At 38.9% G+C, this 19,991-nt stretch carries 21 protein-coding genes; 10 read left to right on the top strand and 11 right to left on the bottom strand.

The features are described from left to right. Positions 1 to 122: 122 nt before the first annotated feature. A complete protein-coding gene (locus ACH6EI_RS08880; protein WP_028414389.1) occupies positions 123 to 1,613 on the bottom strand; it encodes an MFS transporter in 1,491 nt (496 codons plus the stop codon). Between the two features lie 295 nt (positions 1,614 to 1,908). On the opposite strand from ACH6EI_RS08880, the gene ACH6EI_RS08875 reads away from it, so the two are divergent. From ACH6EI_RS08875 to ACH6EI_RS08855, 5 genes are all read left to right on the top strand, one after another. After that, entirely contained in the window at positions 1,909 to 2,223 is a 315-nt protein-coding gene (locus tag ACH6EI_RS08875) for an ArsR/SmtB family transcription factor (protein WP_013083854.1), read from the top strand. A 70-nt stretch (positions 2,224 to 2,293) separates the two neighbouring features. Beyond that, complete coding sequence (locus ACH6EI_RS08870; protein WP_028409192.1) at positions 2,294 to 2,722, top strand: DMT family transporter; 429 nt, start codon at positions 2,294 to 2,296, stop codon at positions 2,720 to 2,722. A gap of 12 nt (positions 2,723 to 2,734) precedes the next feature. Further along, positions 2,735 to 3,187 (top strand): DMT family transporter, encoded by a 453-nt coding sequence (locus ACH6EI_RS08865; RefSeq protein WP_013057779.1) that lies wholly within the window; start codon positions 2,735 to 2,737, stop codon positions 3,185 to 3,187. Between the two features lie 239 nt (positions 3,188 to 3,426). Beyond that, positions 3,427 to 3,882 (top strand): hypothetical protein, encoded by a 456-nt coding sequence (locus tag ACH6EI_RS08860; RefSeq protein WP_028414391.1) that lies wholly within the window; start codon positions 3,427 to 3,429, stop codon positions 3,880 to 3,882. A gap of 401 nt (positions 3,883 to 4,283) precedes the next feature. Further along, the gene (locus tag ACH6EI_RS08855) at positions 4,284 to 5,906 is read left to right on the top strand and encodes a glutamate/serine transporter AimA (RefSeq protein WP_028414392.1); all 1,623 of its coding nucleotides are present in this window, start codon (positions 4,284 to 4,286) and stop codon (positions 5,904 to 5,906) included. A gap of 30 nt (positions 5,907 to 5,936) precedes the next feature. Here the strand turns inward: ACH6EI_RS08855 and ACH6EI_RS08850 are convergent, their stop codons facing one another. The 6 genes from ACH6EI_RS08850 to ACH6EI_RS08825 all read right to left on the bottom strand — a co-directional run bounded on the left by ACH6EI_RS08850 (position 5,937) and on the right by ACH6EI_RS08825 (position 10,418). Then, a complete protein-coding gene (locus ACH6EI_RS08850) occupies positions 5,937 to 6,356 on the bottom strand; it encodes an Rrf2 family transcriptional regulator (protein WP_028414393.1) in 420 nt (139 codons plus the stop codon). Between the two features lie 99 nt (positions 6,357 to 6,455). Continuing rightward, positions 6,456 to 7,100, bottom strand: coding sequence for a hypothetical protein (locus ACH6EI_RS08845; RefSeq protein WP_028414394.1), 645 nt, complete (start codon positions 7,098 to 7,100; stop codon positions 6,456 to 6,458). A 189-nt stretch (positions 7,101 to 7,289) separates the two neighbouring features. Beyond that, a complete protein-coding gene (locus ACH6EI_RS08840) occupies positions 7,290 to 7,655 on the bottom strand; it encodes a hypothetical protein (protein WP_025751140.1) in 366 nt (121 codons plus the stop codon). After that, positions 7,652 to 7,957, bottom strand: coding sequence for an antibiotic biosynthesis monooxygenase family protein (locus ACH6EI_RS08835; protein ID WP_013057785.1), 306 nt, complete (start codon positions 7,955 to 7,957; stop codon positions 7,652 to 7,654). Before ACH6EI_RS08835 ends, ACH6EI_RS08840 begins: the two co-directional genes overlap by 4 nt. Positions 7,958 to 8,120: 163 nt before the next feature. Beyond that, complete coding sequence (gene ystJ, locus ACH6EI_RS08830) at positions 8,121 to 9,353, bottom strand: NADP-dependent malic enzyme (protein WP_014459372.1); 1,233 nt, start codon at positions 9,351 to 9,353, stop codon at positions 8,121 to 8,123. A gap of 270 nt (positions 9,354 to 9,623) precedes the next feature. Continuing rightward, positions 9,624 to 10,418 carry an AAC(3) family N-acetyltransferase gene (locus tag ACH6EI_RS08825; RefSeq protein WP_028414395.1) on the bottom strand — a complete coding sequence of 265 codons (795 nt, stop codon included), beginning with the start codon at positions 10,416 to 10,418 and terminating at the stop codon, positions 9,624 to 9,626. A 318-nt stretch (positions 10,419 to 10,736) separates the two neighbouring features. On the opposite strand from ACH6EI_RS08825, the gene ACH6EI_RS08820 reads away from it, so the two are divergent. Next, positions 10,737 to 11,741, top strand: coding sequence for a DUF3231 family protein (locus ACH6EI_RS08820; RefSeq protein WP_028414396.1), 1,005 nt, complete (start codon positions 10,737 to 10,739; stop codon positions 11,739 to 11,741). Positions 11,742 to 11,977: 236 nt separating this feature from the next. Then, a complete protein-coding gene (locus tag ACH6EI_RS08815) occupies positions 11,978 to 12,508 on the top strand; it encodes a GNAT family N-acetyltransferase (RefSeq protein WP_108674787.1) in 531 nt (176 codons plus the stop codon). 41 nt (positions 12,509 to 12,549) lie between these two features. On the opposite strand, the gene ACH6EI_RS08810 is transcribed toward ACH6EI_RS08815, so the two are convergent. After that, positions 12,550 to 13,299, bottom strand: coding sequence for an SDR family NAD(P)-dependent oxidoreductase (locus ACH6EI_RS08810; RefSeq protein ID WP_028414398.1), 750 nt, complete (start codon positions 13,297 to 13,299; stop codon positions 12,550 to 12,552). Between the two features lie 199 nt (positions 13,300 to 13,498). On the opposite strand from ACH6EI_RS08810, the gene ACH6EI_RS08805 reads away from it, so the two are divergent. Further along, positions 13,499 to 13,765, top strand: a complete 267-nt coding sequence (locus tag ACH6EI_RS08805; protein WP_028414399.1) for a hypothetical protein — start codon at positions 13,499 to 13,501, stop codon at positions 13,763 to 13,765. A 49-nt stretch (positions 13,766 to 13,814) separates the two neighbouring features. On the opposite strand, the gene cysI is transcribed toward ACH6EI_RS08805, so the two are convergent. Together cysI and ACH6EI_RS08795 are read right to left on the bottom strand one after the other, a co-directional pair. Further along, complete coding sequence (cysI, locus tag ACH6EI_RS08800) at positions 13,815 to 15,536, bottom strand: assimilatory sulfite reductase (NADPH) hemoprotein subunit (protein ID WP_099000333.1); 1,722 nt, start codon at positions 15,534 to 15,536, stop codon at positions 13,815 to 13,817. 22 nt (positions 15,537 to 15,558) lie between these two features. Then, positions 15,559 to 17,367 carry an assimilatory sulfite reductase (NADPH) flavoprotein subunit gene (locus ACH6EI_RS08795; protein ID WP_099331124.1) on the bottom strand — a complete coding sequence of 603 codons (1,809 nt, stop codon included), beginning with the start codon at positions 17,365 to 17,367 and terminating at the stop codon, positions 15,559 to 15,561. A gap of 618 nt (positions 17,368 to 17,985) precedes the next feature. Between ACH6EI_RS08795 and ACH6EI_RS08790 the strand changes: the two genes are divergently transcribed. Together ACH6EI_RS08790 and ACH6EI_RS08785 are read left to right on the top strand one after the other, a co-directional pair. Beyond that, a complete protein-coding gene (locus tag ACH6EI_RS08790; RefSeq protein WP_013083869.1) occupies positions 17,986 to 18,168 on the top strand; it encodes a YolD-like family protein in 183 nt (60 codons plus the stop codon). A 25-nt stretch (positions 18,169 to 18,193) separates the two neighbouring features. Next, positions 18,194 to 18,346 carry a hypothetical protein gene (locus ACH6EI_RS08785; protein WP_165573525.1) on the top strand — a complete coding sequence of 51 codons (153 nt, stop codon included), beginning with the start codon at positions 18,194 to 18,196 and terminating at the stop codon, positions 18,344 to 18,346. Between the two features lie 35 nt (positions 18,347 to 18,381). Here the strand turns inward: ACH6EI_RS08785 and ACH6EI_RS08780 are convergent, their stop codons facing one another. Then, entirely contained in the window at positions 18,382 to 19,989 is a 1,608-nt protein-coding gene (locus tag ACH6EI_RS08780; RefSeq protein WP_028414403.1) for an MDR family MFS transporter, read from the bottom strand. Positions 19,990 to 19,991: the final 2 nt, after the last annotated feature.

Here is a 19,991-nt window from a genome sequence, read left to right as displayed (position 1 = left end):
AGTCGATAGGCAGGAGAATTTCTATTGTTGTTAAAAGGCAATACGTCAGAGGAAGTTTCTTATTGGATATAATTAGCGAATCCTCGCGCTAAAAATTTTACTTTTTTTCGTGAATCTAAAGGCTAAACAACCGTTTTATCTCGAATTTCTTTTGAAATGGTTACGTCTTTCCAAAGCTGTTCGTATTTATAGCCCGTTAAACTTTCACAAACCGCTTTCGCTTCAGGAGTAACGGCGGTCGCCGGCCCCCCCTTTTTTCTTCTTTCAATTTCAGCTAATAAAATTTTGTGATTTTTCGGACTTATTTTAAACCATATGGTTGCTATAATTCCCATGAGAATTAAAATAGCAGGTACAATCATGAACAGCTTTTGTAAGCCGGCTAGCGTAGACGCTGACTGCTCGGCATTTGGTACATAGCCAATATTCTTTAAGGCAATACCAACAAGAAAAATCGCAAGCGCCTGAGACGATTTTCGAATAAATGACATCAGCCCTGCATACACGCCTTCTCGTCTTTTTGTCGTAATCATCTCATCTACATCTGATACAAATGGCAGTACATTCCATGGAATCATGATCGCTCCCGAATGACCGCTTCCTAAAAAAAATGCCGCTAAGTAAATAAGAACTAACGAGCTATCTGTTGTTAGGAAACTGAATAAAATAATGCCCGTTCCCCAAATGACCATGCTGAAGTTATAGGTTAATTTATTTCCTAACTTAATGGCTATGTACGTAACAAGAGGAATAAATAGCACTTGTGTAATTTGCACAAAGCTCAGGGTATCTGCATAGATCGCTTCGCGCAGCATGTAATAGGCAATAAAATAAAAGAAAAGAGCATTAAATACATCCATTGCAATGTAAGATGCTAAATACATGGCAAGGTACACGTTAAACGACTTGTTTTTAAATGCACTTCCAAAACTGATAAACAGCTGCTTAAATTCTAACCAAAATCCGTTTTTCTTTTTTCGTTCCACTACTTCTCCGCTATCCCATGTTCCCTTGTAAACAAAAATCCATGGAAGAGCAAAAAGAAGACCAAAGATAATGCCCATGATTAAATATCCTTGTCCACCTGGAAACGCATCAATGATTCGTTTCGGGAAAAAAGCACCTAAAAATGAAGCCCCTTGTGAAAAGACCATGCGTATTCCCGTCATTTTCGAACGAATACTATAATCTGTCGTCATTTCTGCTGCTAGCGTGTTGTAAGGAACCATCACCATACCAAACGCCGTGTTGAATAAAAGATAGGCTAAGATAAAATAGGAGTATTTAAACATATGTGAGCCTTCAATAGGAATCCACAGCATACTGAACGTGATGGCAACTGGAATGATTCCAAAAAGAAAAAAGACTCTTCTTCGTCCTTTTTTTGTCTGAAGATGATCAGATATGTACCCAATGGTTGGATCTAACAAAGCATCCCACACTTTTCCAAGAGCTACAATCGTTCCTGCTTCTACAGGAGAAAGCCCGACTACATCCGTTAAAAAAACCATAAATAATGTGCCGATAATAAAAAAGGATCCTCCGCCAAATAAATCCCCAAATCCATACGCTACCATATTACGAAAGCGCACTTGTTTTGTTTTCCCTTGCATATGCAGCCCTCCCCCTGAGTAAATAGACTAGCTTCTTTTGTTATTCACTTTTTTCTATTTTACTAAACTATCCCTTAAAAAATAAGGGATATGTCATCTGTTCTACTCACAAAAATAAGATACTTTCTACTTATATAAATAGAAAAGCAGCTGGATAAAACGTTCTTCTTTATACCCTATTATAAGTTGACTTTTTGTTCACAGCTGTTATAATTCAACCCATTGCTAGTTATTTAGCTATAAAATGCAAACTTGAACATTTGACATCTGAGCTGTGACGAATAAAATAATAAGTATGAAACCTATTGATATCTTTAAAGCATTATCTAATGAAACTCGATTAAATATATTAGAGTGGTTAAAAGAACCTGAAAAGCATTTTAAAGACAAACAAGCACATTTGCCTAAGGAGGTCAGCAGCAGAGGCGGTGTTTGCGTGGGAGATATTCAAGAAAAAGCTCAGCTGTCTCAGTCAACAGTATCCAGCTATCTTTCCATGATGCAAAAAGCAGGTTTGTTAGAGTCAATTCGGCACGGTCAATGGACATACTATCGCCGAAACGAAGAGACGCTTCAAGAGCTTTCTTCATTCTTACGAAAAAAACTTTAACGAGTTTTTTTCACTCATTATATCTATTTTTCTAGATATACAAATATAAAGAAATATTGGAGTGATAAACGTGAAGTTGTTGGTTTATTTAGTTGCGGTTTTAGGCGGCGCTGCTTTAAGTATGGAAGGCGCCATTGCCGGAGAACTCGGAAAAACAGTTGGAAAACTTGAAAGCAGTTATTATATTTTTATCATGGGAACGCTCATTTTAGGTCTGACCACTTTATTTGCTGGAAAGGGAGATTTACCTTACGTCTTAAAAGCGCCTAAGTGGAATTTAACCGGTGGATTATTAGGTACGGTTTATTTAACGATTCTAGTGATTAGTATCCCCTTTATCGGAATTGGCGTTTCAATGGTTGCGGTTATTGTGGGCCAAATGATTACAAGCATGATCATTGAGCATTTTGGTTGGCTTGGCAGCAGCAAAATTAAAATTAACAAAGAACGCGTAATGGCTATTGTATGTATGGGAATTGCGCTTGTACTTATTTTCTAGGAGGGTTTTACAATGAGTTTATTGATGGTGATACTTACCTTAATAGGAGGATTAACGCTAAGCGCTCAGTCTTCTATTAACGGTACTTTAAGTAAAAAAACAGGTACGTTTGAAACAGCTTTTTTAACCTTTGCAACAGGTGCCATGATTTTAACGATTGTCGTGGTCTTCTTTGGACAAGGAAACATTCTCTCTGTTTTTGATGTCCCTAAATGGCAGCTTACTTGCGCTTTATTCGGAGCATCTTATTTGTTTCTCACCGTTTTAGCCGTTCCTAAAATTGGCGTAACAGCAGCTAATATTTCAACTGTTATCGGTCAGTTATTTGCAAGTATGATTATCGACCATTTTGGCTGGTTTGGAAGCAAAGAAGTACCCTTTGATCTATCCCGCTGGATTGGTGTGGCATTTATGTTATTGGCTCTTTATTTTATTTTCAAAGGCAATAAGAAAACAGCAGCATAAGATGTTCATGAAAATAGCCAAGTGTCCTTATGTAAAGGCGCACTTGGCTATTTTTTGTCCATAAACGCGTTCGAATTTTCAATCAATTATTTAGAACATATTTTATTTAAACTAAATTGATTTTTAATAAGGTAAATTCCACAAAAAAATTGTGCATACCTTCCTGCTTTTGTTCAAAAGATAAAGAGGCAGATCTAGAAAATCAGCTACATAAACGAACAGGTAAGGTGGGTTTTTTCGTGGGAAAATTTTTATTTTTAGCAGCATTTGTCTTTTTTTGTTTTACGCTTTCCATTTCCGCAGAAGAAAATATACCAGAAGAAAATATAGAATCACACGTAAGTCAGCCTGTTGTAAAAGATTTTATTTATCAATCTCTTGAACCTTGGGTACATCAAGATATTACTTCTCATTATGAGAAGGTGTACGGTAAACAGCATAAAAAAGTAAAAGTTCGCCCGATTAAAAAAGATGATATCGGAATACAAATGGGTGAAATACAGCCAGGTAAAGGCGGTAAGTTCACTCATATTGTGCGGGTAAAAATCTTAAACTTGAAAGTAAAACCTGAGGGAGAAGATGAATTCTTTGCAACGGATACGCTTATTTACAAAGTGAATATCAACGACCTTTCTGCTGAAAATGATGTAGAAAACGTCGTAAAATTACTCGAGTATAAACATCAAGAAAGATAAAGGCTCAAAAAGCCAATTCTTACCCCTTTTGAAGGTATTTATTCCGCTATTCAAAAGGGGCTTTATTATGAAGTGTGTTTTCTCTTCACAATTTTAGGGAATATAACTACCACTTATCCCCTAATTTTTTCATATTGCTAGTGCATAAGATACGAACTTGATAACTTTTTGTCGGTTTTTATCTATTTCTGTAGGGTTTCTTGTAGGATGAAAAAGAAAGTAAAGCGCTTTAATTGCTATGACAGAAAGGTTGAGGATAGCTGTCCTGCATAACTGGAAATCAATAGGTATTAAGAACTGCATGTAACGACAAAAGTTGACAGCTAAAGATTTCAGAATAATAATAATAAAGCAACAACGTTTAAACGAAAGACTTATTTTACATGAAAGGTGTTAGTCAGATGAACAATTTACATCGAAGAATGGGAACATTCGCGTTAACCATGACGGGACTTGGATCAATTATTGGTTCCGGCTGGTTATTTGGAGCGTGGCGAGCAGCTCAAATTGCAGGGCCGGCTGCTATTTTATCATGGGTCATTGGAATGGTCGTTATTTTATTTATTGCACTTTCTTACAGTGAATTAGGATCCATGTTTCCCGAAGCCGGCGGGATGGTCAAGTATACGCAGTACTCACACGGTTCGTTTATTGGTTTTATTGCTGCTTGGGCAAACTGGATTGCGATTGTATCCGTTATTCCAGTCGAAGCAGTAGCTTCTGTACAGTATATGAGTTCGTGGCCTTGGAAGTGGGCACAGTGGACAAGCCACCTCGTAGAAAAAGGAACGTTAACTGGCGAAGGATTAGCTATCGCTACTGTGCTATTGATTATTTACTTTTTACTGAATTATTGGACAGTTGGACTATTTTCCAAAGCCAACTCGTTAATTACTATTTTTAAAATTGTTATACCGGGACTTACAATCGGAGCACTTTTATTTGTAGGCTTTCACGGCGAGAACTTCACTTCTGGAAGCAGCATCGCACCAAACGGCTGGGCTAGCGTGCTTACAGCAGTTGCTACGTCTGGGATTGTGTTTGCTTTTAACGGTTTTCAAAGCCCTATTAATATGGCGGGAGAAGCAAAAAATCCGGGCCGTTCTATTCCGATTGCGGTAGTAGGCTCAATTTTAGTTGCTACAGTCATTTATTTGCTTCTACAAATTGCATTTATCGGGGCTGTAAATCCTTCTGATATTGCGAAGGGATGGAGTCATTTAAACTTTAACTCTCCGTTTGCAGATTTAGCCATTGCCCTTAACATTAACTGGCTTGTCATTGTCCTGTATGCAGATGCGTTTGTTTCACCATCTGGAACAGGTATTACGTATACAGCTACTACTGCTCGAATGATTTATGGTATGGAACAAAATAAATATTTGCCAAGTGTCCTAGGACGCCTTCATCCGATTTATGGTGTTCCGCGTCAAGCCATGTTTTTTAACTTAGCTGTTGCTCTTGTCTTTTTGTTTTTATTTCGGGGCTGGGGCGTGCTTGCTGAAATTATTTCAGTCGCTACGCTTATCTCTTACATTACAGGTCCTGTTACGGTTATGACGCTAAGACGAACTGGCAGCGATTTATATCGTCCCCTTCGTTTAAAGGGATTAAGCATCATTGCGCCGCTTGGTTTTATTTTTGCTTCTTTAACGCTATATTGGGCGCGCTGGCCGCTAACTGGACAAGTTTTGTTTATTATTTTAATCGGCCTTCCTATTTATTTTTATTATCAAGCAAAGGCTAAATGGAAAGGCTTTCGACAGAACTTCAAAGGCGGCGTATGGATGGTTGTATACTTACTTTGTATGATGACTATTTCATGGCTTGGAAGCGAAAAGTTTGGCGGTCTTAATGTTATTAAATATGGATGGGATATGGGGATTATTGTTGTTGTTTCTCTTCTCTTCTACACATGGGCTTTAAAAAGCGGCTTCAAAACAGAGTATTTAGAGAATGGAAGAAAAGTAAATGATGACTTAAAAGCAGCAGTGAATGAAACAGCAGCTTCCAAAGAGTCATAACAAAAGCACCTTGCATAAGCAAGGTGCTTCTTAGTGAGCAGTTCTAACTTTTTTCAGCACGTCTTCGATCGTAATTTGATCTAGATGCCTGATTACGCTTTGCTCACTTTCTGTAAAAATGTCGTCCATCACTGTTTGAATGTTTGATTTCACAATACAGTCAGCGTCAGGGTCGCCGCTGCACCAGTGAGGCTTCAACGTTCCTGTCGATATAACTCGGTAAATCAGCCCAAGACTTATTTCAGCAGGGCTGCAGCCTAAAGTATAACCGCCGCCTAGCCCTTCTTTTGTCCGAACCAAGTTGTTTTTTCTGAGTGTACTCATTGTTTTCCGAACCCGTGCAGGATTGGTACAGATATTATAAGCAATCGATTCACTGCTTGCTCGGTGATCTGGTAAATTTGCTAGGAACACTAAGCTGTGCACGGCAATGGTAAATTCACTGTTCATCTTCCATAAACCACCTTTTTTCTTTCTCTACTGTAACGTTAAGTGAGACAGTTCGAAAAGTCAAGAGAGCAAGGAGGGAAAGAAGAACTGTAGCTTTATTTATTCACGGTCTTCTTTTTCTATACTTTCTACTTCGTTAGCTGAGTTGATTTCAAGGTATACCGTCTTTTCTTTTAAACTGCCTTTTTCTTCTTTTTCAAAATCTGTGCTTTTTTGATACGTTTTTTTGCCGTTTGGAACTTTTACCGTTATATGTTTGTTACTTTCTTCTATAAAAATACCCACAACTTTACGTTCGTTTCCATCTTGTTCGTACACGCCATCTTTATCTGCTTTTGCTTTTGGAGTTAATTCAATACTAATTGCTTCTTGTGTAGCTGCGTCAATCTCAGCTTCTACTTCTTTATTAAGCATATTTTTTAGCTGTGAGCCTTCCACTTCCATCCCAGAGCTCTTTGGTACTTTAACAAGTTGATCATCAATACTCAGCGTCATTTCTTTTTTAGCGTCTTTTTTTAACGTACCGATCAAGTCAAAATCTTCTTCTTTCCCCTTTTTAATGTCTGGGTCATTGGAATACTGCTGTAGCTTTATCAATTCTTGACGGTCTTCAATTGGTTTTTCCTCTGCTTTATGATTGTCTGATTTTGTCTTGTTAGCCGGTTCACCTGAACAGGCTGCCGCACTTCCAATCATACAGAGAGTGACTAAGGACAGGATTCCTTTTGTTAGCTGTTTTTGCATATGTATTCTCCTTTTTCTTTTTTATTTCCACCTTTATACATATGTAAAACAAAAAATGAAACATAACGACATCCAGGAAACCTACGTTCACCCTACCAATGAAAAAATCCGAACGGGTTGAATTCTTTATCAAGAATCAAACGCGTTCGGATTTTCTTTCAACTAAAACACTTTGGTCCTAGCTTCTTTTTAAAGCTGCTGTTGCTTCAATATATGATTCGCTTCTTCTAAGTAAGTCACATACGCCTGTACTTGTTTATCACCGTAATTATCTAGTTCAAACAGCGCTTCTTGTATAAAATTAAAATTATCAATAATATGCTGTGTTTTCATGCCTCGGCTTGTGAGTAAATTGTTTAACCATAAGGCATAGTCCGTAAAAATTTGCAGGTTGTCTAACTTATATGTTGTCTCGAGATACTTCATATGATAATGATTATCTTCATGGCATCTTTCTTTGCCGCGCTCTCCGAATTTTTCGAGCAAAGAAGGTTCTAACTCGTAGATTTTCTCCGTTACTCTTTCGACGATCTTATTAACGGGAAGTGAACTCATCGTGCCACCACTTTGTACTGAGAAACTTTTGGGATGACGGCTGCCAGTTCTTGATCAGGGTACTTTTTCTCTAAATCATGAATACGCTTGAAATCTTCGCTTCGTACCCAGCTTAAATAATTCTCTTTCGTATCAAATGTAAGCTGAACGGTGAGCTCCCCTGCTCGCTTATCGTTTTGAAGAAGTAGAAAGTCTACAAATCCTGGAGCCTCGTCGACTGATTTTGAACGATTTTTATAAATTCCAATCACTTCTTCAGCTTTTTCATCCGGTACATTAAATGTTGAAAATACGGTGTACATCTTGGTTCCTCCCTTTATGATACAAAACCTGGGTTCTTTTCTCTTTATTGTACATCATATAGGAGATGAAATGGTGTTACGTTTAGATTTCACTGGGGTTACAGCAGGTCTTTAACCTAAAAGCCCTTTGAAACGCTGTTTCAAAGGGCTTTTTTATCCGTTATTAGTTTTCGATTTTTGTTAATTGTTCTGTATGTGTTTTTACACGTGCTGGATCAATTGTAATACGGGCAACGCCTGAATCCATTGCTGCTTTTGCTACAGACTCCGCTACAGCTGGTGCTACGCGAGGATCAAATGGTCCAGGGATCACGTAATCTGCGTTTAGCTCTTCTTCTGTAATAAGGGCTGCAATTGCTTCAACAGCAGCTTTTTTCATTTCTTCGTTAATATGAGTAGCGCGAACGTCTAACGCACCGCGGAAAATTCCAGGGAATGCAAGAACGTTATTTACTTGGTTAGGGAAGTCTGAACGACCTGTTCCAATAACAGCCGCTCCTGCTTCTTTTGCAGCGTCTGGCTTGATTTCGGGATTAGGATTTGCCATCGCAAAGATAATTGCATCTTCATTCATTGATTTAACCATCTCTTGAGATAATGCATCTGCTGCAGATACGCCGATAAATACATCTGCGCCTTTAATTACATCGCTTAGCGTACCGCTTTCTTTGTTTACATTTGTATAAGAAGCCACTTCAGCTTTCACTTTGTTCATACCTTGAGGGCGGCCTTCATAAATAGCACCTCTTGTATCACACATGATCATGTCACGTACGCCGTAAGAATAAAGAAGTTTTGTAATAGCAATGCCGGCAGCTCCTGCTCCGTTTAAGACGATTTTTAAGTCTTCCATTGATTTGTTTACAATTTTTAATGCATTTACAAGTCCTGCTACCGTTACGATTGCTGTACCGTGCTGATCATCATGGAACACAGGAATATCTACTTCTTTTTTCAGGCGCTCTTCAATTTCAAAGCACTGTGGAGCTGCGATATCTTCTAAGTTAATGCCTCCGAATGTATGAGCCATTAATTTCACAGTTTCAACAATTTTATCTGTATCTGTTGTATCAAGTGCAATTGGGAATGCATCTACGCCTGCAAAGCTTTTAAATAAAATTGCTTTTCCTTCCATAACGGGAAGTGAAGCCGCAGGTCCGATGTTTCCAAGACCAAGAACAGCAGTACCATTTGTCACAACGCCGACCATGTTTCCTTTCATTGTGTAATCATACACCGTTTCTGGATGTTCATGAATTTCTTTACAAGGTTCTGCTACTCCCGGAGAGTAAGCTAAGCTTAAATCTTGAGCGTTTTGAACTTCAACTTTTGATTTAACTTCTAACTTACCTTGTTTTTCTTGATGCATATGTAGTGCTTGATCACGTAGTGACATAATTGTATTCTCTCCTTTTTTTCTATACATTTAAATTTTTTAATGAATTTATTTAACACTTGCTTTTTATCTCCATAATTGTAAGACAACCTGACTGAATAAATTCACAGACAAGTGCCATTATGAAACAAGAAACATAAAAAGTAAACTATCTTGCTTAAACCACTGCTGCGCTTTGTTAATATAAAGTCTAGACGTGTCGGCAACTCTTGTTTGTCTCACTTCAAGTTGTCTGATATACAGACAACTTAGAAAATATACAACCGTTCACTATAGCGCTTTCAAATACGTTTCAGCAAAATCGACGGCTTTAGGCATTGAAAAGAAGTATGCACGTGCTGAACCAATTTTTTCAGCTTTTATTCCTTTTGCTTCAATAAACGCTTCACCTATCTCTTCAAACAGCCCTTCTCGAAACTCTAATTCTTTATACGTCTTCCATACTCGCTTTCCTGAATCTATAACTGGAGATCCTTTTTGAATCACATTTCGATATGGAATCCGATATTCTGCTAGATGAAAAGAAGTATTATTCCCAAACCCGACACCTAATAATAAAACAAAGGCATGTTTTTTGTAAAGCCTTTCAAGAGGAGAATTTTCGCCTAAACTAAATTCAAGGGGATGATCTCTTAAGATGTCTTCGCTGTCCTTTCCCCAAGCGGCGAATGAATACATTGGATGGCTGCTTCTTCTTACGCCAGGATATGTTCGAAAAGTTTCCACGATTTGTCCCATCCCGCTTGTTGGCGTGTGGGCTGGATCATATGCAGGCATCGTTTCCCGAATATTTTCCCACCACTCTTTTGGCACAGCCGGATTGCCCCATTCTGATGGATCCGAAAGATCGACCGACTGTGACGGCATAACGATCGTTCCTTCCTCTGTCACTGTCTCCATTAAAGCTTGAACAACGGCTACTGAACCTCCGTTTACCCACCCTAATGAAGATAGTGAAGAATGAACCATGATAGTCATCCCTTGTGTGATGCCTAACCTGCATAAATCTTCTTTTAACGTCTCTTTCGTTCTAGGATGATCTGTTGCTTGGACAATGTGCTTCATCGTAAGCTCCTTACTTATAGTGCTGCTAGAATGTGTTGCTGAACTCTAGAAATATATGTAAAACTTATGTTTCCATAATAGTAAGAATAACACCAATTGTCAAATTATTTAAAGTAATAGAAAAACTTAGTTTTATTCATATCAGTTATCATACAACTGACTTGTTGGTAAGTTTTATTTCCTTCAACTATCTTACTATAATAACAGCTAATGAATCTTTTTCAGTAAAGTAAAAAGAAGAATATTCCTATAAATAAAAGAAATACTAAGGAAGCTATACATATTTACATATCACTATTTTCAGGAGGAATGTGTACAATGAGCACATCAAAACTTCCGCCGCTCACGTCCTCGGAGCTCGCTAACTTATGGATGACTTATCAGGAAAAAACGATGATTTTGAGGTTCTTAGAATATTTTCTGGAAGATAAACAGGATTACAAAGAACTTTTTGAGCTATATTACAGCCGATCTTTAAAAAGTGTAGCGCAAATAAAAGAAATATTTGAGAACGAAGGCGCTGTTATCCCAATTGGTTTTACGAAAGATGACGTGAATGTAGGAGTTCCTAAGCTATACGACCATATGTTTGAAGTTATGTATATACGCTTAATGTCTCAAATTGAAACAGGACTGTTTGCTTTGCATTCGACCATGTCTTACCGAGAAGATATCCGGAATTTCTTCGTAGAGGCAACAGCAGAAGCACAGAACATATACAATCAATCCACACAAGTATTGTTAGAAACGGGTGTCATCGCAAAACCCCCATACGTTTCTATGCCGAAGGAAGTCCATTTTGTCCATGCGCAAAATTATATAGGCGGATTGAGCTGGTTTAGCGAAAAAAGATCGTTGAATACCATTGAAGTGTCACTTATTCAACATGCTGTTGATACAAATCTTGTAGGAATGCAGCTGATGATTGGTTTTGCTCAAGTAGCCAACAACAAAGAGGCACAGCAGCATTTTGTCAGGGGTATGAAGCTTTCGAAGAAAATTGAAACAGAATTAGGTGATATTTTACGCCATAGCTACATAGAACCTCCGGCTACTCATGCTGGAAAAGCGACGAATTCAACCGTTCCTCCTTTTTCAGATAAGCTGATGATGTACAATACGAGTCTTTTGAGTACGTTCGGTCTGGGGAGTAACGCCTTAGGAGGAGCCTTTAGTTTAAGAAGTGATTTGCCATTAAAGATGCTCCAGCTTGCAAAAGACATTTACAGTTTGGCAAAAGAAGGCGGAAAAATTATGATTCAAAACGGATGGCTTGAAGAGCCTCCTCAAATTGAAGATCGCAATCAGTTAACCAAGAAATAGGTTCTTTGCTACAGGAAAGCTAGCTGCTCTACGTACAGCTAGCTCTTTTTGTTTTTTTAGTATACTGTTTTTAGTGCTAGCACGTAACAAATGTTTGCGTTATTTAGAAGCTGTTCCTATCTTTTTCCTAGTCATTTAGCTCATATCTCTACTTAATTTATAACAGAAAAATAAAATAAAAGGGATTTTTTCCAAGCTGCCGAAATCTTTCTATATAAAATAGAAAGGAGAAAAATATGTTTCCTATTCTTTCTACACCTCGCACTAAACTGCGTGAAATAACAGAAGCGGATGCAGATACTATTTTCGACTGCTTTTCTCAGGAAGAAGTTATCAAATATTACGGGCAAGAAAAATTCACAACTTTCCAAGAAGCTTTGGTGCTGATTGATATTTTTGCTGAAAACTACAGAAATCAAAAAGGTTTGCGCTGGGGAATCGAACGGCTCGATACGGGGGAACTAATCGGGACAGTTGGATTGAATCAGTGGAACCAAAAGCATAAGCGCGCGGAAATTGGCTATGAGCTACACCCTCAGCACTGGAGTCACGACTATGCTTCGGAAGCTGCTTCGGCTGTTATGGCTTATGGATTTGATACCCTTCAGCTAGTGCGGATTGGAGCTGTTGTGTTTCTTGAAAACAAGGCATCTCAGCACGTGCTTGAAAAGCTCGGGTTTCAACAAGAAGGAGTGTTAAAAAACTATATGTATCAAAACGGAAAAGCTTACGATACGCTTGTTTATAGCTCCCTGCCTCCTACATAATAAAAAAAGGATTCTTTTTAAGAAAAGAATCCTTTTTCGTTTTATTTAAACGCCGCATACCCATCATCAGCCATTATGACACTGCCGTTTACAGCTCCCGCTTCTTCTAAGGACAGCAAATAAACCATATCTGCAATTTGTTTTGGATTAGTGAGCTCTCTGCTCATTGTTTTCGCTTTCATTCCTTCAATCATACCGTTGTCTTTATAGCCTTGAATAATAGGCGTATCAACAAATCCTGGCGCAACGGCGACGACGCGAATACCGTATTTAGCGAGATCTAGCGCAGCTGATTTTGTCATCATCACAACAGCTCCTTTTGTTGCATGATAAGCATACGTTCCGGGTGAGGCTAAGAAGCTAAAAATAGAGGCCGTATTGATAATGACACCTTTAATACCTAACTCTCTCATTTTCCTGCCTGCTGCCATAATCCCATATGTAACGCCGTGCTGATTCACATTAATAATACGGTGATATTCTTCTAAGTCTTGATCTAAAATAGATGTAGGACGTCCTATCCCTGCATTGTTAAACATCACATCAATTCGTCCAAATGTATTCACCGTTTTCTCAATCAGTGCTTCCACTTCTTCAAACTTGGTGACGTCCGTTTGCACAAATAAAGCGTGGCCTCCCGCTTCTTCAATTTTTTGAAGAGTCTCTTTGCCTTTCCCTTCATCATAATCACCAATGACCACGGCGTCTCCTTTTTGCGCAAACTTTAAGGCAGTTTCTTTGCCAATTCCGCTTGCTCCCCCTGTAATAACCGCTACTCGTTTTTGCTGCATGTTTCTCCCTCCTTGATAAAAATTCCTTTCTTTTACATTATAGCATTCTTTTTTTCTACCAGCCGTTTCTATTCATCACCTCATTGCTATGAAATTGGTTAAGTTAGGCATAGCCAAACGCCTTTTTTACTAAAAATCAGCGTGTGTACAAGCAGTCTGTGATTTTTTGCATTTACTATAGGGTAAGGAGGTGATGGCTATGCATGAACACACGGGTAATGTATCTATTCCGCGTCCTCCGGATGTGGTGACAATTCTGTGGGAGCGAAATCCTTTGGATAGACAAGCTCCTCGTACCATCGTAGAAGCAACGGTAATTGGCCGCGCAAATCCTTGCGGAGGCTCATTAGCTCAAGGTCAGCGCTACCGCACTGCAGCTCATTGTTTACTTGACAACGGCTTTGAACAAATTACTGCTGAAAGATTAGGGGTATTTGGAGTAGCTGTATTTATTAGAGAATACTAAAATAGAAAAAGGGACTTTTCTGTAAGTTAGAAAAGTCCCGTCATACGTATTATGCGTGGAAATTCGTGCCGTCTGTTACAGCTTCAATTACTCCAGCGCGGATGACAAAGTCACCAAAGTGCTCGCCTTCTTCTCTTTCTTTTGCATAGCGAGGAAGTAAGACGCGCAGTTCATTTAAAATTTCTTCTTCACTGATATTTTCACGATACATTTTGCTTAAGCGGCTGCCATCAAATGCTGCTCCAAGATACATATTGTATTTACCCGGTGCTTTACCAATAAAAGCAATTTCACCTAAAGCAGGACGTGCACAGCCGTTAGGACAGCCCGTCATACGAATCGTGATTTCTTTATCACGAAGACCGTTTTCATCTACAATTGCTTCAATTTTCTCAAGAAGAACTGGAAGATAACGCTCAGCTTCTGCCATCGCAAGCCCGCAAGTCGGAAGCGATACGCAAGCTAATGAGCTGCGGCGAAGAGCCGAATAATGCTTGCCGTCTGTTAATCCATACTGTTCAATCAAGTCACTAATTTGCTTTTTCTTTTGAGTGGATACGTTCGCGATAATTAAATTTTGATTGGCCGTTAAACGGAAATCACCGCTATGAACTTTTGCAATTTCACGAAGACCCGTCATAAGCTTATAGTCTTCAAAGTCAGCAATACGTCCACCTTGAACAAAAAGAGTAAAGTGCCATTTTCCTTTCACACCTTTTTCCCAGCCGTAGCGGTCTCCGTTATGATCAAAGTGATAAGATTTTGCTTCGTCTAAGCTCCAGCCCAGACGGTTTTCAAGCTCTTCTTTTACCGTTTCTAATCCAAGACGATCAACCGTGTATTTAAAACGCGCGTTTTTACGCACAGAGCGGTTTCCGTAATCACGTTGAATCGTAATGATTTTTTCCGCTACTTCTAGAATTTGGTCAGGTCGGCAGAAGCCAATCACTTTTGCAAGCTGAGGGTAAGTTGCTTTATCCCCGTGCGTCATACCCATACCGCCGCCGATTGCTACGTTAAATCCAACAAGTTTTTCGTCTTCTAAAATGGCAATAAAGCCAAGGTCTTGTGAATACACGTCAATATCGTTAGAAGGTGGCACAGCTACGCCAATTTTGAACTTTCTTGGCAAATAGAGCGGACCATACATTGGTTCCACTTCTTCTTCCACTTCCGGTGTGCTAATTACTTTCTCTTCATCTAGCCAAAGTTCGTGGTACGCTCTTGTACGAGGCAATAAATAATCACTTAATTTTTTTGACCATTCGAATACTTCAGCGTGCACTTCTGACTGATATGGATTCGGATTGCACATTACGTTACGGTTTACATCTCCGCAAGCTGCAATTGTGTCTAATAAAGAAGCATGAATTTCTTGAATCGTTTTCTTCATGTTCCACTTTAAAATTCCGTGCATTTGGAACGCCTGACGAGTTGTCAGCTTTAACGTTCCATTTCCGTATTTTTGTGCTAAATCATCCATCACTAGCCACTGTTCTGGTGTTGAAACACCGCCTGGCGTACGAACGCGAAGCATGAATTGGTAAGCTGGCTCTAGCTTTTGTTTTTGACGTTCATTACGAAGATCTCGATCATCTTGTAAGTAGCTTCCGTGGAACTTCATCAAACGATTATCGTCTTCAGAAATACCTGAGCTGATGCGGTCTAGCATTGTTTCTCCTAATGTACCGCGTAAATAATTACTTTCATCTTTTATGCGCTCAACGTCACTTGGAGGACCTTCGGGCGCTTTTAAAATTTTGTTTACCATGTTGAAAATCTCCTTTCAATCCTCAGTATACATCACGCTGATAACGTTTTTGTTTCTTCATTTCAGCAAGGTAAGCTTCCGCCTCTTCGCGGCTCATCTTGCCTTCTGTTTCAACAATTTCAACTAGCGTGTTGTGCACGTCGCGTGCCATATTTGTTTTATCTCCGCACACATAAAAAAATGCGCCTTCTTCTAACCACTGGAATAATTCTTTACTATGTTCAAGCATACGGTTTTGTACGTATACTTTTTCTTCAGTATCGCGTGAAAACGCCACGTCCATTTTCGTTAGCACGCCGTCTTTTAACCACTTTTGCCACTCTGTTTGGTAAAGGAAGTCTGTTACAAAGTGCTGATCTCCAAAGAACATCCATGACTTACCTTTTGCTCCTGTTTCTTCACGCTCTTGCATAAATGAGCGGAACGGAGCCACACCTGTACCAGGTCCCACCATAATAATCGGCGTTTCTTGGTTTTGAGGAAGCTTAAAGTTTTTATTGCTTTGAAGGTATACAGGAATCGTATCACCTGGCTGCAAACGTTCTGAACATAGGACTGAACAAACACCTTTACGCTCGCGTCCATGCGCTTCGTAACGTACTGCTCCAATTGTTAGATGAACTTCGTCAGGATTTGCTGACAAGCTGCTTGCAATTGAATAAAGGCGCGCTGGCATTTTGCGTAAAATAGCTACAAACTCTTGTGCTGATACGTTCCATGGGCCGAAGTCACGAACTAAGTCAATTACATCACGGCCTTGTGTGTATGCTTTTAATTCCTCGCGATTTTCTACAAGCGCTTTTAATTTATCATTTCCAGTAAGCTCAGCTGCTTGCTTTAAAAGCGGTTTTGTTAACACGGTAATTTCAAAATTAGAGGTTAGCGCTTCTCTAAGAGGACGCGTTTCTCCTTCTTTATTAACCGTTACACTTTCACTTGCATCCCACTTGAATTCGTTAAGAAGAAGATCAACAAGCTCAGGATCATTTTCAGGATAAATACCTAAACTGTCTCCTGGTTCATACGTCAAACCTGAACCTTCTAGAGATAGTTCTAAGTGTCGCGTTTCTTTATTTGATCCGCGGCCGTTCAAGTTTAAGTTCTCAAGCACTTCTGCTTTAAAAGGATTTGTTCTTGAGTACGGCGAAGTTCCTGCAGGAGCTTCCGCCGGAACAGCTGCCGAAGCGCTGTGTCCTTTCGCTTCGCTTAATCCGTCAATAACACCTTTAAGCCATTTATTTGCGGGCTCTTCAAAATCTAAATCACAGTCAACGCGCGGATACAGTCTTTCACCGCCAAGTTCTGCTAAGCGCACATCAAATTCTTTCCCTGTTTGACAGAAAAATTCGTATGAGCTGTCTCCAAGCGACAAGACAGAAAAACGGAAATTTTCAAGCTTTGGCGCTCGACGGCCGTGAAGAAATTCGTGGAAAGATAGCGCGTTATCAGGCGGCTCTCCTTCTCCATGTGTACTTACAACAATTAATAAATTTTCAAGTTTCTTTAAAGTATTTGGTTTGAAATCATTCATAGAAGATACAGTTACATTAAAACCTTTTGCTTCAAGCGTTTTGCCTGTATTTTCAGCAAGACCTTGAGCATTTCCTGTCTGTGATCCGTAAAGAATCGTTACGTCTTTTGAAATCGTCTGCTCCGCTTGAGCAGGCGCTGCTGTAGAAACGTCTGGCGTTCCTTCGGCAGACGTAGATTGAGATGCTGTTAAATAACCACTCAACCACATTTTTTGTGCTTCTGTTAATGTCGGCAGAAGGCGATTAAGCAAATCTGCTTGTTCTTGATTAAAAGGGCTGTTTACTACCTTAAGTTGCAACACTGTCCACCTCACAAAAATATATAATTTAAATATGTATGCTTTTACGAATCATCTTCAACAACATGTAATACCTGTGTCTAATTAATCAATGATGTTTCCCTTCATACATTATTATTCCTATAGATTATATCAAATTTAATTATATAAATCATTAGAAAATTCTTATCAAATTCGTCTACCTGCATTTTATCGGAGAAGAATAAATTAGTAAAATACATATAATTGATAGATAGTATTAAGATCATTAATAATTGAAGCTGTCGTTACGTCTTTTTGTAAATGCAGTTACTTCCATATCTGCTCATTCTACATCCTTCACACGAATATGAATATTTTGTAATTTTTAGAGAAGTTTTGTAGAAAAGGTTTTCTTTCTCATCAGAATGTTACATAATAAATGTAACATTAATCCTTTTAAAAAACACTATACGTAAAAGACAGTATATTCTGAAATTTAGGACAGTTTATAGGTGAGCTAGCAACCTTTTATTCGATCTATTCATACACATTGAAGAATATAAAGGGAAGCCTGCAGTACATACCGTTCCCTTTTGCTCATCTCAAATGAAAGGACTGGCTTTTAATCAGGTAATCTTTTTTAAGGAGGCTTCTTGAATGTTTTTACGAGAATTAACGAAAAGTGGGACGATAACTGTTTCTTACTATAAAGATGGAACGTTGCAAACGTGCAAAGGCCGCGTGCACAATTTAAATCTCCATCAGCAAATTCTATCCGTAAAAGACGAAAATGAAGCCGTTGTTTCCCTTTTGCTTTCTGATATTAAATCCATTCATTAGTATGTAAAATTAAGGAGGAATTACTATGTGGAAAGATAATAAGCAAGCGCTTACAGATTTTGTGACGGAAGATCGGTTTGAACTGAACTTATATTTATCGTATTTGCTTGATCAAATTTCGTATGACACGTCTAAACAATCCCCTTTTCTTCGCAAGCCTAATGAAACAACTAGTTAATATAGAAAAAAAGCGCACAAATTTGTGCGCTTTTTTTAATGTGATGGCTCTACTTCAGCAATGCCTTCTTCTGGTTTTTCTTCGGCTTTTTTATTTGAAAGCTTGATCTGTCTTAAGAACAATGTGCATACCGCTCCTAAAATAATAAAAGCTAAGCCCATGAAAAAGACGCTGTGCAATGCGCTCATTAGCGAGGTCTTCAAAATAGGCACAATGCTGTCTGAAAGCGCAGCTGGAATACTCTTTAGCGCCTCAGGACTAAACAGCATCTGCAGCACACTTTCAGGATTCGTATCAATCGCTTTTTTGAACCCGTCGGCAAAAGCGCTTGCTTGAGCAGGCAATGAGTTTAAATATGGAACGAGTTTGTCAGTAAGAAGCGTACCTGATTTGGCGTTCATTATCGCTCCTAAAATGGTAATACCGAACGTTCCTCCAATTGAACGGAAAAATTGACTTGATGATGTAACAACACCGAGCTCTTCTTTTGAAAAGCTTTCTTGAAGAGCAAGCGTTAAAATTGGCATCACAAGCCCCATTCCTAAACCGATTATGGCCATATAAGAAGTGGCAACAAGCTTGCTAGTATGAAGGTCTAATGTTGTTAACAAGAAGAACCCTCCTGCCATAATGAGCATACCCGTAACGATTTGAGGTTTGATTCCAACTTTATAAACAAGCTGTCCTCCAATAATACTTGTTACAATCATTGAAATCATCATCGGTGTCATAATGGTACCTGATTCTGAGGCGCTTACTCCAACGATTCCTTGCATAAAGAACGGAACAAATGTAATAGCTCCGAACATGCCAATGCTCATAAAAAAGCCTATGATGTTTAAAAGCGTAAACGTTCGGTTCTTAAATAAATACATCGGAAGAATTGGTTCTTTAGCTTTCGTTTCCACAATAATAAAGCTTATAATCCCAGCAATAGCAAGTGCAAACAAACTAATAATCTGCCAAGAGTTCCAGTCGTAGTCTTTTCCTCCAAAACTCAGGGCAAGAAGCAAGCTTACTACTCCGATAACCATTGTGAACATACCAGCTACATCGAATTTAACAGGTCCTGTATGTTTTTTTCCTTGAAGTCCGAGCGCAATAAAAACGGTAGCGAGTATCCCTACCGGCAAGTTAATGTAAAACACCCATTTCCAGTTCAGTGAATCAACAATCCATCCGCCAATTTGCGGACCGATGACAGAAGCAAGACCGTAAATTCCTCCGAATACTCCTTGAAACTTTGCTCGTGCTTTTCCTGTAAATAAATCGCCGATTACAATCATTGCCATCGGCATCATAACGCCGCCGCCAATTCCTTGTAATGCACGGAATAAAATAAGCTCTGTCATGTTATTTGCCATCCCGCATAAAGCAGAAGCCACCATAAAAATAATAAGTCCTGTAACATAAATTACTCTGCGTCCTACTAAATCAGCGAGCTTTCCTGCAATCGGAACAACCGTTGTTGACGTTAATAAATAGGCTGTTGTCAGCCATGTCATCATGCTTAAACCACCAAGATCTCCTACGATTCTTGGCATAGCTGTTCCGACAATGGTTCCATCAAGTGCAGAAAAGAACATCGCAATAATTAACCCAATTAATAAAAGCGTGCGCTTTGAATTTTTTTGATTTTCCATCG

Source organism: Priestia sp. JSM ZJ58, assembly GCF_044383985.1.
Classification (GTDB): domain Bacteria; phylum Bacillota; class Bacilli; order Bacillales; family Bacillaceae_H; genus Priestia; species Priestia zanthoxyli.
Note: the sequence above shows the minus strand (reverse complement) of the source record. Positions and strands in the feature narration are given on the sequence as shown.

Bases quoted from the DNA above. Each gene is read 5' to 3' on its own strand.
- ACH6EI_RS08880 (WP_028414389.1), bottom strand. From the start codon at position 1,613: ATGCAAGGGAAAACAAAACAAGTGCGCTTTCGTAATATGGTAGCGTAT.
- ACH6EI_RS08875 (WP_013083854.1), top strand. From the start codon at position 1,909: ATGAAACCTATTGATATCTTTAAAGCATTATCTAATGAAACTCGATTA.
- ACH6EI_RS08865 (WP_013057779.1), top strand. From the start codon at position 2,735: ATGAGTTTATTGATGGTGATACTTACCTTAATAGGAGGATTAACGCTA.
- ACH6EI_RS08855 (WP_028414392.1), top strand. From the start codon at position 4,284: ATGAACAATTTACATCGAAGAATGGGAACATTCGCGTTAACCATGACG.
- ACH6EI_RS08850 (WP_028414393.1), bottom strand. From the start codon at position 6,356: ATGAACAGTGAATTTACCATTGCCGTGCACAGCTTAGTGTTCCTAGCA.
- ACH6EI_RS08845 (WP_028414394.1), bottom strand. From the start codon at position 7,100: ATGCAAAAACAGCTAACAAAAGGAATCCTGTCCTTAGTCACTCTCTGT.
- ACH6EI_RS08840 (WP_025751140.1), bottom strand. From the start codon at position 7,655: ATGAGTTCACTTCCCGTTAATAAGATCGTCGAAAGAGTAACGGAGAAA.
- ACH6EI_RS08835 (WP_013057785.1), bottom strand. From the start codon at position 7,957: ATGTACACCGTATTTTCAACATTTAATGTACCGGATGAAAAAGCTGAA.
- ystJ (WP_014459372.1), bottom strand. From the start codon at position 9,353: ATGTCACTACGTGATCAAGCACTACATATGCATCAAGAAAAACAAGGT.
- ACH6EI_RS08825 (WP_028414395.1), bottom strand. From the start codon at position 10,418: ATGAAGCACATTGTCCAAGCAACAGATCATCCTAGAACGAAAGAGACG.
- ACH6EI_RS08820 (WP_028414396.1), top strand. From the start codon at position 10,737: ATGAGCACATCAAAACTTCCGCCGCTCACGTCCTCGGAGCTCGCTAAC.
- ACH6EI_RS08815 (WP_108674787.1), top strand. From the start codon at position 11,978: ATGTTTCCTATTCTTTCTACACCTCGCACTAAACTGCGTGAAATAACA.
- ACH6EI_RS08810 (WP_028414398.1), bottom strand. From the start codon at position 13,299: ATGCAGCAAAAACGAGTAGCGGTTATTACAGGGGGAGCAAGCGGAATT.
- ACH6EI_RS08805 (WP_028414399.1), top strand. From the start codon at position 13,499: ATGCATGAACACACGGGTAATGTATCTATTCCGCGTCCTCCGGATGTG.
- cysI (WP_099000333.1), bottom strand. From the start codon at position 15,536: ATGGTAAACAAAATTTTAAAAGCGCCCGAAGGTCCTCCAAGTGACGTT.
- ACH6EI_RS08790 (WP_013083869.1), top strand. From the start codon at position 17,986: ATGTTTTTACGAGAATTAACGAAAAGTGGGACGATAACTGTTTCTTAC.
- ACH6EI_RS08785 (WP_165573525.1), top strand. From the start codon at position 18,194: ATGTGGAAAGATAATAAGCAAGCGCTTACAGATTTTGTGACGGAAGAT.
- ACH6EI_RS08780 (WP_028414403.1), bottom strand. From the start codon at position 19,989: ATGGAAAATCAAAAAAATTCAAAGCGCACGCTTTTATTAATTGGGTTA.